The organism is Thermocrispum municipale DSM 44069, from assembly GCF_000427825.1.
GTDB classification, from domain to species: Bacteria; Actinomycetota; Actinomycetes; order Mycobacteriales; family Pseudonocardiaceae; genus Thermocrispum; species Thermocrispum municipale.
In genome coordinates this window covers 79,011-91,077 of sequence record NZ_ATYT01000013.1, presented here as the reverse complement: position 1 = coordinate 91,077, position 12,067 = coordinate 79,011, and the positions used below count along the sequence as shown (strand labels likewise).

At 69.0% G+C, this 12,067-nt stretch carries 11 protein-coding genes; 9 read left to right on the top strand and 2 right to left on the bottom strand.

All coding sequences use genetic code 11. The annotated features are described in order from the left end of the window. Positions 1–79 precede the first annotated feature (79 nt). Positions 80–1,750 carry a GMC oxidoreductase gene (locus YWM_RS0112720; protein ID WP_028851054.1) on the bottom strand — a complete coding sequence of 557 codons (1,671 nt, stop codon included), beginning with the start codon at positions 1,748–1,750 and terminating at the stop codon, positions 80–82. Beyond that, on the bottom strand, positions 1,747–3,282 hold the full coding sequence (locus YWM_RS0112715; RefSeq protein WP_084612373.1) for a flavin-containing monooxygenase: 1,536 nt from the start codon (positions 3,280–3,282) through the stop codon (positions 1,747–1,749). The genes YWM_RS0112720 and YWM_RS0112715 overlap by 4 nt, the downstream gene beginning before the upstream one ends. Before the next feature lie 48 nt (positions 3,283–3,330). Between YWM_RS0112715 and YWM_RS0112710 the strand changes: the two genes are divergently transcribed. From YWM_RS0112710 to YWM_RS0112670, 9 genes are all read left to right on the top strand, one after another. Then, on the top strand, positions 3,331–4,419 hold the full coding sequence (locus YWM_RS0112710) for an AraC family transcriptional regulator (RefSeq protein ID WP_028851052.1): 1,089 nt from the start codon (positions 3,331–3,333) through the stop codon (positions 4,417–4,419). A gap of 133 nt (positions 4,420–4,552) precedes the next feature. Next, positions 4,553–4,912 carry a hypothetical protein gene (locus tag YWM_RS0112705; protein ID WP_028851051.1) on the top strand — a complete coding sequence of 120 codons (360 nt, stop codon included), beginning with the start codon at positions 4,553–4,555 and terminating at the stop codon, positions 4,910–4,912. 319 nt (positions 4,913–5,231) lie between these two features. Continuing rightward, on the top strand, positions 5,232–6,113 hold the full coding sequence (truB, locus tag YWM_RS0112700; RefSeq protein WP_052344842.1) for a tRNA pseudouridine(55) synthase TruB: 882 nt from the start codon (positions 5,232–5,234) through the stop codon (positions 6,111–6,113). Between the two features lie 51 nt (positions 6,114–6,164). Then, the gene (locus tag YWM_RS0112695; protein WP_084612372.1) at positions 6,165–7,133 is read left to right on the top strand and encodes a bifunctional riboflavin kinase/FAD synthetase; all 969 of its coding nucleotides are present in this window, start codon (positions 6,165–6,167) and stop codon (positions 7,131–7,133) included. A gap of 124 nt (positions 7,134–7,257) precedes the next feature. Further along, entirely contained in the window at positions 7,258–7,758 is a 501-nt protein-coding gene (locus tag YWM_RS0112690) for a helix-turn-helix domain-containing protein (RefSeq protein WP_028851048.1), read from the top strand. Then, a complete protein-coding gene (thpR, locus tag YWM_RS0112685) occupies positions 7,755–8,294 on the top strand; it encodes an RNA 2',3'-cyclic phosphodiesterase (protein ID WP_028851047.1) in 540 nt (179 codons plus the stop codon). Before YWM_RS0112690 ends, thpR begins: the two co-directional genes overlap by 4 nt. Before the next feature lie 40 nt (positions 8,295–8,334). After that, the gene (locus YWM_RS0112680; protein WP_028851046.1) at positions 8,335–9,114 is read left to right on the top strand and encodes a tyrosine-protein phosphatase; all 780 of its coding nucleotides are present in this window, start codon (positions 8,335–8,337) and stop codon (positions 9,112–9,114) included. Positions 9,115–9,275: 161 nt separating this feature from the next. Further along, positions 9,276–9,545 carry a 30S ribosomal protein S15 gene (rpsO, locus tag YWM_RS0112675; RefSeq protein ID WP_028851045.1) on the top strand — a complete coding sequence of 90 codons (270 nt, stop codon included), beginning with the start codon at positions 9,276–9,278 and terminating at the stop codon, positions 9,543–9,545. A 264-nt stretch (positions 9,546–9,809) separates the two neighbouring features. Beyond that, the gene (locus YWM_RS0112670) at positions 9,810–12,047 is read left to right on the top strand and encodes a polyribonucleotide nucleotidyltransferase (protein WP_028851044.1); all 2,238 of its coding nucleotides are present in this window, start codon (positions 9,810–9,812) and stop codon (positions 12,045–12,047) included. Positions 12,048–12,067: the final 20 nt, after the last annotated feature.

Genomic DNA, 12,067 nt, shown 5'->3' with positions numbered 1-12,067 from the left:
TACCGCCCGTGGGACGCGGCCGAGCGCCCATGGCGTCGACATGCCCGCGAGAGTTCCGCGCCGACGTCGGCCGCCGGTGTTATGCGGGCTGAAGCGGCAACCGCAGCGCCCCCGGGGCGGCCTCCGGCACCACGGGGTTCTTCGGCGCGACCGGGGTGATCTTGCGGTACTCCGAGCCCAGCGGCGGCCGCGGGTCCTGCTCGCCCTTGTTCGGCCAGAACGCCATGGCCCGTTCCGCCTGCGCGGTGATGGTCAGCGACGGGTTCACGCCGAGGTTCGCCGTGATCGCCGAGCCGTCCACGACGTGCAGGCCCGGGTGGCCGAACACCCGCTGGTACGGGTCGACGACGCCCTCTTCGGGTGTCGCGCCGATCGGGCAACCGCCGATGTAGTGCGCCGTCGCCGGAATGTTGACCACATCGGTGAACAGGCCCTGCGGATCCCCGTCGACCTTCTCCGCGAACCGGCGGGCGATGTCGTGCGCCAGCGGGATCCACGTCGGGTTCGGCTCGCCGGTGCCCTGCCGGGTCTTCAGCCGTCCACGCTTGAGATAGGACTGCAGCGAGTTGTCCAGCGACTGCATGAACAGCAGGATCACCGACCGCTCCGACGCGCGCCGCGCGTTGAGGCTGCGCAGGAACGCCCTCGGCCGCCGCACGATCGCCAGCAGGAACCGCAGGAACCGGAACGCTCCGCCGTCCACCATCGGCACGGTCATCGGGAACAGCGCGTTCTGCCGCTCGCCGTAGTGGCACACCTCGAGGTGGGTGTTCGGCTCGGGGTGGATCGACGAGGTGATCGCGATGCCTTGCGCGAAATCGTGCCTGCGCCGCGACGCCACGTTGATGATCGCTTCCGAGTTGCTGCGCGTCAGGTGACCCAACCGCGGCGACAGGTTGGGCAGCGTGCCGGTGTCGCGCATCTTGTGCAGCAACTGTTGTGTGCCGAGCGCGGCCGCGGCGAACACCACCTGCTCGGCGGTGAAGATCCGCTTGCCCTTGCGCAGCTTGCCGTTGGAACGCTTGGTGTGCACCTCGTAGCCGCCACCGGGCAGCGGCCGCACCGCGGTCGCGGTGGTCAACGGATGCACCACGGCCCCGTTGGCCTCGGCCAGGTACAGGTAGTTCTTCGTGGTGGTGTTCTTGGCGTTGTGCGGGCAGCCGGTCAGGCACCGCGCGCAGTGAATACATCCGGCCCGCCGCGGGCCCGCACCGCCGAAGTACGGGTCGTCCACCTCCTCGCCGGGCTTGTCCTCGTTGAAGAACACGCCGACGTCGGTGGGGTGGAACGTGTCGCCGACCCCGATGTCCTCGGCCACCTCTCGGACGACTTCGTCCGCCGGGGTGAGCCGCGGGTTGGTCGTCACGCCGAGCATACGTTTGGCCTGGTCGTAGTACGGCTTGAGCTCGGCACGCCAGTCGGTGATGTGCGCCCACTGTTTGTCCCGGTAGAACGGCTCCAGCGGCTCGTAGAGCGTGTTGCCGTAGATCAGCGACCCGCCGCCGACGCCCGCGCCGCTGAACACCATGCACTTGCCGAGAATGTTGATGCGCTGCGGCCCGATGCAGCCCAGCTTCGGTGCCCAGATCGACTTGCGCACGTTCCAGTTCGACGACGGCAGGTCCTCCGGGTCCCAGCGTCTGCCCGCCTCGAGCACGCCGACCCGGTATCCCTTCTCGGTCAGTCGCAGCGCCGCGACGCTGCCGCCGAAGCCGGAGCCGATGACCAGCACGTCGTAGTCGAACCTCATACCGTCACTCCTTCAGTGGACCGAGCGGGCAGCACGGTGCGGTAGTCGGAGGGTTGCCACCGGCGCGCGGTCATCCGGTAGGCCAGAACCGTGCCGGGCCAGTTGTTGGTGATGCGGCCGGACGCGTTGCGGTACCAGCTGGAGCACAACGTCCACACCGAGCGGTCCAGCCTCTTCTGCAGCGCACGGTTGTACTCGGTGCACACGTCCTCACGCACGTCCACGGCGATGCCGCGCCGTCGCGCCACTTCGCGGATCACCTGTGCGATGTAGCCGGCCTGGGTCTCCAGCATGTAGATGATCGAGCCGCAGCCGAGATTGGTGTTCGGGCCGTACATCAGGAACATGTTGGGAAAGCCCGGCACGCTCATGCCTTTGTAGGCGAACGCGCCGTCCCGCCAGACCTCGGCGAGGTCGCGGCCACCGGCGCCGCGCACGGTGATCGGGCCGAGGAACTCCGTCGCTCGGAACCCGGTGGCGTAGATGATCACGTCGGCTTCGTGCAGCGTGCCGTCGGCCGTGCGCACACCGTTCGGCTCGACCCGCTCGATCGACGTGGTCTCCAGGCTGACGTTCGGCTTGCTGAACGTCGGCAGGTAGTCGTCGGAGAACAAGCCACGCTTGCAGCCGGCGGCGTAGTCCGGGGTGAGTTTGCCGCGCAGCTCGGGGTCGGGAACTTCTTTCCGCAGCTTGCGCAGCGCGATCTGGCTGATCAGCGGGCGCATCCACGGCGCGTCCACCAGACCGAGGGAGATCACTTCGCAGAGCAACCAGAAGCCGAAGCGTTCGGCCAGGCGTACCGGCGGCACGAGCTTGAACAACGTGTGGTGCCACTTCCGGTACTGCACCTCCGGTCGGGGCAGGATCCACGGCGCCGAGCGCTGGAACACCGTCATGTGGGCCACGTGTGGCTGGATCGCGGGCACGAACTGCACCGCACTCGCCCCGGTGCCGATCACGGCCACCCGCTTGCCGGTGAGATCGACCGAGTGGTCCCACTGCGCCGAGTGGAACGACGGACCGGTGAACTCGTCCAGCCCGGGCAGGTCGGGCAGCTTCGGTCGGGACAGCTGCCCGGTGGCCGGCACGAAGACGTTCGCGACGATCGTCGTGCCGCCCGCGTCGATCCGCCACGTGTTGGTGGCCTCGTCGAACGTGGCGCTGGAGACCTCGCAACCGAAGCGGATCTTGGGCCGCAGCCGGTACTTGTCCACCAGGCCGCGCATGTACTGCTGGATCTCCGCCTGCGGCGAGAACCGCGACGACCAGGTCGGATTCGGCTCGTAGGACAGCGAGTAGTACGGCGACGGGATGTCGCACGCCGCGCCCGGGTAGGTGTTCTCCCGCCATACACCCCCGACGTCGTCGCCCTTCTCCAGCAGCACGAAGTCGTCGAAGCCGTTGCGGAGCAGCTCCAGCGCCATGGCCAGGCCACCGAAACCGGTGCCGACGATGGCCACCGTGGTGCGTTCGGTGCCCCCGAAGTCGGATCGTTCGCCGGGTGTTGCGCTCGTCACCCTGGGTGCGGTCATGGCAGCAAGGTACGGCGGCCGCGGGCGAACCGATCCATAATTCCGGCCATGGTCACCCACTCAGACCTCGCGCCCGGAGTCGAAGGCAAGCCTGCGGTCGAGGCGTGGACGTTCCCGCGGGGCTCCGCCAGCGTCGCTTTGATGGCCCGGTTCGCCGCCGAGCACGGCGTGCCCGTGGACGACGTGTTGCAGGGCAGCGGCATCACGGCGTCGGCGGCGTCCGACCCGGCGACCCAGATCGACGCCCACCAGGAGCTCGCGGTGGTCCGCAACCTGGTGGGCGCACTCGGGCATCGGCCCGCGCTGGGCCTCGAGGTCGGCAGGCGGTACCGCCTGAGCACGTTCGGAATCTTCGGGTTCGCCTGCCTGAGCAGCCAGACGCTGCGTGATGCGATCACGTTCGCGCTGCGGTACTGGGACCTCAGCTTCGCGTTCGCCATCCCGGTCGTGGAGATCGCAGACGGCAAACTGCGGCTCGAGCTGCGTGACGGCGACGTGCCGGAAGACGTGCGGCGCTTCGCGGTGGAGCGGGATCTCGCCGCCATCTTCACGGTGCTGCGGGAACTCCTCACGGTCCCGGTCGGGCTGCTGAGCCAGCGCTTCCGGTTCCCGCCACCGCAGGCCAAGGAACTGCCTGCCTATGAGGACGTGTTCGGGGTGCGGCCGACTTTCGGTGCGGCGGACAACGTGGGGTACCTCGACGGAGCGCTGCTCGACCACCCGTTGCCGAAGGCGGATCCGCAGACGGTCGCCGAGTGTGAGGCTGCGTGCCGGGAGCTGGTCGCCCGCAAACGCACCAGGACCGGGTTGTCGCAGCAGGTGCGGGCCCGGCTGCTGCGGCTCGGCGCGCTCGAGTCGGGTATCGACGCCGGCATGGAAGCGGTGGCCCGAGACCTGCACATCAGCGTCCGCACACTGCGCAGGCGCTTGTCGGAGGACGGCACCAGCTACCGCGAACTACGCGACGAGGTCCGTGAGGCGCTCGCGGAGGAGTTGCTGGCCACCGGGGCGCTGTCGGTCTCGGACGTGGCGATCCGGCTGGGATACGCCGAGGCGACCAGTTTCATCGCCGCTTTCCGCCGCTGGAAGGGTGTCACGCCTGCTGCTTACGCACGCCGGTTGCGCGCTTCGGGGTAACGAACGGGTTCTTTCAGCCGCAATAGGTCACAGGTTCATTGACCCGCCGGGCTCGATCACATAGCTTTCGGATCTCGAAAGGGTAACGCTGGGGGTCCGTCGGAAGCCCGACGCAAACGTGTGGTGAGAGGTCATGAACTGGCTGGTGCCGCTGGTCCTGGTGTTGGCGATTGCTCCGATCGCGACGTGCGTGTGGTGGTGGCTGCGGAGCAGGAAGGACGAGCAGCGCAAGGCCGCGGCACGCGCCAAGATGACCCGCTACCTGCGTGATCGGCACGACGAGAAGCCGTCCCGGACTCCCGCTCATGCCCTCCCCGACGGGCATGAGCGGACGGTCGAGCTGTCGCGCCGCCGTACGCCCTCCGCGGCGGCGCGGCAGCTCGTGCGCACCCAGGTGTCGCGGCACCGCGCTCCTGAGCCCGCGCTGACGATGATCACGCGCGGCGCGCATCCACGCAGCCGGGCAGCCGGCTCGTTCTCCGGTCGCCTGTAGCCGGCCGTCGAGGCCACGCGTCGGCACGCGAGCCGCCCGCGCCAGGGCGGCAGGCTCGTAGCCGTCGGCCGTCGGTCAGCAGCCTCGGCCCGCACGGAAGCTGCTCCGGCTGCCTGGCGGGCTCGTTCCCTCGGCCCGTCGGCCGTCGGTCAGCAGGCTCGGTTCGCGCCGAAGCTGCTCGGTTGCCTGGCGGGCTCGCTCTTCCGCCCGGCGGAACTCGGTCGGCCTCCACCCAGCAACGTCCTGCGTCGCGCAGCCGGGCCACGTTTTCCCGCCGTCGGCGGCCGGGTGCCCCAGCGCCACGGATATCGTCGAGCGCATGGAACCCGGTCTGGTGATCGTCGACAAGCCCGCGGGCATGACCTCGCACGACGTGGTGGCGAAGATGCGTCGCGCGTTCGGCACGCGCAAGGTGGGGCATGCCGGGACGCTGGACCCGATGGCGACCGGGGTGCTGGTCATCGGCATCGAGCGGGCCACCAAGCTGCTGGGCCATCTGACGTTGGACCGCAAGGTCTACCGAGCGACCATCGCCCTGGGCGCCGCCACCACCACCGACGACGCCGAGGGCGAGGTCGTCTCGTCCGCGGAACCGGCAACGGTGCACGAGATCGACGCCGAGCGAATCGACGCCGAGATCGCCGCCCTCACCGGCGACATCATGCAGGTGCCGTCCGCGGTGAGCGCGGTGAAGGTGGACGGCAAACGCGCCTACGCGCGGGTGCGCGCGGGGGAGAAGGTCGAGCTTTCGGCCCGCCCGGTCACCGTCCACCGGTTCGAGCTGATGGACACCCGCAAGACGGACACCGGTATCGAGCTGGATGTCGAAGTCGACTGCTCGTCGGGCACCTACGTGCGGGCTCTGGCCCGTGACCTCGGCGCAGCCCTCGGCGTCGGTGGGCACCTCACTGCCCTGCGTCGGACCAAGGCCGGGCCGTTCGGCCTGGACGTCGCGCGCACGGTCGAGCAACTCCAGGAGCAGCCTTCCTTGTCCCTGTCACTGGACGAGGCGGTACGCCACGCTTTCCCGGTACGCCGCGTCGATGCCGCTGAGACCAAAGCCGTGCGCTTCGGGCAACGGCTTGCCGCGGCGGGCGCATCGGGCACCTACGGCATCGTCGACCCCGACGGGCGAGCCCTTGCGCTCGCGGTGGACCAAGGCAAGCACGCCAAATACCTGGTCGTGTTGGCTCCCGCGTAGCCGGGCGGGGAGCACCCGGCTGGCCCGGCCGCGGTCGGATAACCTGCTTGCGTGCTGCGTTGGCGAGGACTGGACGATCTGCCAGGGAACTGGGGCCGTTGCGTGGTCACCATCGGCGTGTTCGACGGCGTCCATCGGGGCCACCAGGAGCTGATCCGGCGCACCGTCGACGTGGCTCGAACCCGTGGCCTGCCGTCGGTGGTGCTCACGTTCGACCCGCATCCGTCGGAGGTGTTGCGGCCAGGGAGTCACCCCGCTCAGCTGACCACGCTGCGCCGCAAGGCCGAGTTGATGGAGCAGCTGGGTGTCGACGTGTTCTGCGTGCTGCCGTTCACGCTCGAGTTCTCCCGCATGCCCGCCGCGGATTTCGTCCACGAAGTGCTGGTGGATCGCCTGCATGTCGCCGTGGTGCTGGTGGGGGAGAACTTCACGTTCGGCGCCAAGGCGGCAGGCAACGTCGACCTGCTGCGCCAACTCGGCAAGCGCTTCGGTTACGTGGTGCACGGCACCGAACTGCAAGGCGCGTCGCTCGGGGGAGACGGCAACGACGTGACCGGGGAGATCACGTTCTCCTCGACCTACGTGCGGTCGTGTATCGACGCGGGCGACGTCGAGGCGGCCGCGGTCGCCCTCGGTAGGCCGCACCGGATCGACGGCATCGTCGTCCGTGGCGACGGCCGAGGTCGCGAGCTGGGCTTCCCGACGGCGAACCTGTCCACCCCGCGCTACGCGGCCGTGCCCGCGGACGGGGTGTACTCGTGCTGGTTCACCAGCACTTCCCGGCCGGACCGGCGCCTGCCCGCCGCGGTCTCCGTCGGCAGCAATCCGACGTTCTCCGGGCGTGAGCGGCGCGTCGAGGCCTACGTGCTGGACATCGACGAGGACTTCTACGGCCAGCACGTGGCGTTGGACTTCGTCGCCCGGCTGCGCGACATGGAGCACTACGACACGGTCGACGCGTTGCTGGCGCAGATGGCCGAGGACGTCAAACAGACGCGTGAACTGCTCCGCGGGGCATGACGAATGGACGTGACCTGCTCGAACAAGCCGCACGGATGCCGTCGATAGGGCAAGATGCAAGGCGGTGGCCGCGAGGGGGAGCCGGGACTGCCGCGAATGAGGGGAGCGGACAGGGGTAATGGACGTGGACGAGCAGAAGATCATCCAGCGCAACGTCGAGTGGCAACGCAAGTGGTACGGCGAGCCGCTGGGTGACCGGCTGCGCAGGTTGGTCGTCGCGTTCGACGTCTCGCAGGCCTACCTGGCCGAAGTCCTCGGCATCAGCGCGCCCATGTTGAGCCAGGTGATGAGCGGCCGCCGGGCCAAGATCGGCAACCCCGCGGTGCTCGCCCGGTTGATCATGCTCGAGCGCAAGGTGCTCACACCGGGGGTGGCCTCCGGTGACCGCAAGGCCATCGAGGAAGCCATGCGCGACGTGCGCGATTCCAACCCCACGGTGGGCAGGGACAGCCTGCCGGTCTACTCCGGCGGACTCGACGACGGCCAGCTGCTGGCCGCGATCCGCGACGTGGCCGAGGACGAGAACCTGACCGAGGCCGCGGAGCTGCTGGACAAGGACTACCCGGCGATCGCCGACCTGTTGCGTCGCGCGGGCAAGTACGACGGCGGCAGCCAGCCGGAGTGAGACTGTTCGCCGCGGTCGTCCCGCCGCGCGAGGCGCTGGCGCACCTCTCCGGTGCGCTGGGGCGCGTCCGGTCGGACGACAAGCAGGTGCGGTGGACACGCGTCGAGTCGTGGCATCTGACGCTGGCCTTCTACGGCTCCGGTACGCCTGAGCAGGCCCGCGAGCGCACGGGGTGGCTCGAGGAACGATTGCGTGGTCGCCGTCCCGCGCAGGTGCGGCTCGCCGGAGCCGGCACGTTCCGCGGCGTGCTCTGGGCCGGCGTCGGCGGTGACGTCGAGACCCTGCGCGAGATTGCGCGAGCGGCCGGTGCCGAGGAAGAAGGCCCGGACGGATCACGGCCCTGGCACCCACACCTGACCCTGGCTCGATGGCGCTCGCCACGTCGCCCGGCGACGGTCCGCGAGGTGGTACGCGGCATGGCGGATTATCGCGGCCCGTCGTGGGTGGTGAGCGACGTGATCCTGATGAACAGCGAGCTGCATCCGTCGGGTGCTCGCTACACCGAACAAGCGCGGTTCCGACTGTCCGAACCGTGACGGCGGTAGCCCTCGTCGCAGTTGTTGGCAGAATGGAGCCGTGACTTGGATCGAACTGGAAGGCGCGGTCAACACGCGCGACGTCGGGGGCCTGCCCACTCGGGACGGCCGCAGGGTGGCGTATCGCAAGCTGCTGCGATCGGACCACCTGCAGGACCTGACCGACAACGACATCAAGCTGCTGACCGGAACGCACGGTGTGCGCACCGTGGTGGATCTGCGCACCAACACCGAGCGTGCCTCGGAGGGTCCCGGCCCGTTGCGTGCCGTCGACCACGTGCGGCACCTGGACCTGTCGGTCCTGCCGGAGGCCGGTGATCGGACCGACGTCGCCGCCGAGGCGCTGGCTTCCCAGCGCCGCAGGCGTAACCACGAGCGGTACCCGGCGAACTACATGACCGGGCTCTACCTCGGCTACCTGGAGGATCGCGGGGACAACGTGGTCCGGGCGATCCGGGCGATCGCCAACACCGACGGCGCCGCATTGGTGCACTGCGCCGCCGGGAAGGACCGCACCGGCACGGTCGTCGCGCTCACGTTGTCGGCGGTGGACGTGGAGCCGGACGCGGTGATCAACGACTACGCCAGGACGGCCGAACGCATCGAACTGGTGCTGGACCGGCTGCGCGCCACTCCGACGTACTCGCACGACATCGACCGCATCCCCGTGGACGCCCACAGGCCGCGCGGGGAGACGATGGAGGCGTTCCTCGAGCAGCTCGAGCTGAAGTACGGCGGAGCGATCGGCTGGCTGGAGCGGCACGGGTTCACCGACGACGAGTTCGAGCGGCTGCGCCGTCGACTGGTCGACGAGAGCTGACGGCCGCCGCGGGCGCACCGTGACCGGAAACACCGGCCGCACCGGGGCTGCCGACCGTGGCCGAGGCGACCCCCTGATACGCTGATGGATGATTCGGCTGCAGTCCGTGGCGGCCGGATCCGCACGATTTCGGACACGGTACGTAGCTGAGGAGAACACGAGTGGCGCTGACCACCGACGAGAAAAAGGCGATTCTGGCCGAGTACGGCCTGCACGAGACCGACACCGGCTCCCCGGAGGCCCAGGTCGCGCTGCTGACGAAGCGCATCTCGGGCCTGACGGAGCACTTGAAGGAGCACAAGCACGACCACCACTCGCGGCGCGGTTTGCTGCTGCTGGTCGGTCGCCGTCGCCGGTTGCTCGACTACCTCAAGAGAGTTGACATCGCGCGCTACCGGACGTTGATCCAACGTCTCGGCTTGCGCCGATGAGACACTGAAGGGGAGCGCCGGAGGAGCCCGGAGCTCCCCTTCAGCACAAAGACCAGGGAGAAGCGCACAGCGTTCGAGGACTCGTCGTAGCCGGTCCTCGGTAGTGGTTGCCGGGACACGCCCGTCAACTTCGATCGAAGACCGGCCTTGTCGCAAAGGGGTTACTCGGGCGCTGGACCGCCGTGGGAGGTGGACCGGCGCGGCCCCCGGCGGCGGTATCCCGATTCCGGGCTCCGCCGTGAACACTGACAAGGAGATAACCCAATGAGCGAATCCGTCGTACACGAGACGGAAGCCGTGATCGACAACGGCTCTTTCGGCACCCGCCGCGTGCGGTTCGAGACCGGCCGGTTGGCCAAGCAAGCGGGCGGTTCGGTCGTCGCCTACCTGGACGACGAGACCATGGTGCTGTCGGCCACGACGGCGTCCAAGCAGCCGAAGGAACACTTCGACTTCTTCCCGCTGACCGTCGACGTCGAGGAGCGGATGTACTCGGTCGGCCGAATTCCCGGCGCGTTCTTCCGCCGCGAGGGCCGGCCGTCCACCGACGCGATCCTGACCTGCCGGTTGATCGACCGGCCGCTGCGCCCGTCGTTCGCCGACGGCCTGCGCAACGAGATCCAGATCATCGTGACGGTGCAGAGCCTGCACCCGGACGACCCGTACGACGTGCTGGCCATCAACGCCGCCTCCGCGTCCACCCAGATCGCCGGTCTGCCGTTCTCCGGCCCGATCGGCGGCGTCCGGGTGGCGCTGATCGACAACCAGTGGGTGGCCTTCCCGACGTGGAGCCAGCTGGAGCGAGCCACGTTCAACATGGTCGTGGCCGGCCGCATCGTCGGTGACGGGCCCGAGGACGTCGCGATCATGATGGTCGAGGCGGAGGCCACCGACAACACGCTGGACCTGATCGCCGAGGGCGCCACCGCTCCGGACGAGCAGGTGGTGGCGCAGGGTCTGGACGCGGCCAAGCCGTTCATCCGGGTGCTGTGCGAGGCGCAGCAGGCGCTTGCCTCGGTGGCGGCGAAGCCGACCAGCGAGTTCCCGCTGTTCCCGGCGTACCAGGAGGACGTCTACCAGGCGGTCGAGGAGCTGGCGTCGGCGAAGTTGGCCGAGGTGCTGACCATCGCGGGCAAGCAGGAGCGCGACAACGCCGTCGACGAGGTCAAGGCCGAGGTGCTGGAGAAGGTCGGCGTCGGCGAGGGCGAGCGGTTCGAAGGCCGGGAGAAGGAGGTCGGCGCGGCGTTCCGCGCGGTGACCAAGAAGCTCATCCGGCAGCGCATCCTGCGCGACAAGGTGCGCATCGACGGCCGCGGCCTGACCGACATCCGGTCGCTGTCCGCCGAGGTCGGCGTGGTCCCGCGGGCCCACGGCTCGGCGTTGTTCGAGCGCGGTGAGACCCAGATCCTCGGCATCACCACGCTGAACATGCTCCGGCTGGAGCAGCAGATCGACTCGCTGTCCCCGGAGACCACCAAGCGCTACCTGCACCACTACAACTTTCCGCCGTTCTCCACCGGGGAGACCGGTCGCGTCGGTTCGCCGAAGCGCCGGGAGATCGGGCACGGCATGTTGGCCGAGCGCGCGCTGGTGCCGGTGCTGCCCAAGCGCGAGGAGTTCCCGTACGCCATCCGTCAGGTGTCGGAGGCGCTGGGCTCGAACGGCTCGACCTCGATGGGGTCGGTGTGTGCCTCCACCATGGGCCTGCTCAACGCGGGCGTGCCGCTCAAGGCGCCGGTGGCCGGTATCGCCATGGGCCTGGTGTCCGACGAGGTGGACGGCAAGACCGAGTACGTGGCGCTGACCGACATCCTCGGCGCCGAGGACGCGTTCGGTGACATGGACTTCAAGGTTGCGGGCACCAAGGACATCATCACCGCGCTGCAGCTGGACACCAAGCTGGACGGCATTCCGTCCGACGTGCTGGCTGCCGCGCTGAACCAGGCGCGCGACGCCCGGTTGACCATCCTGGACGTGATGGCCGAGGCGATCGACGGCCCGGACGAGATGTCCCCGTACGCGCCGCGGATCACCACCGTCAAGATCCCGGTCGACAAGATCGGCGAGGTCATCGGCCCGAAGGGCAAGATGATCAACTCGATCACCGAGGAGACCGGCGCGGACATCTCGATCGAGGACGACGGCACGATCTACGTCGGTGCCAACGACGGCCCGTCCGCGCAGGCGGCGGTCGACAAGATCAACGCGATCGCCAACCCGCAGCTGCCCAAGGTGGGCGAGCGGTACCTGGGCACGGTGGTCAAGACCGCCGCGTTCGGTGCCTTCGTCTCGCTGCTGCCGGGCAAGGACGGCCTGCTGCACATCTCGAAGCTGGGCAACGGCAAGCGGATCGACAAGGTCGAGGACGTGGTCAACGTCGGCGACAAGATCCGCGTGGAGATCGCCGACATCGACCAGCGCGGCAAGATCAGCCTCGAGATCGTCCGCGACGACGACGAGAGCAAGAAGGACGCGCCTGCCGGCAAGAGCAAGAGCCGGTAGTCCGCGACATCGCCTCGGAG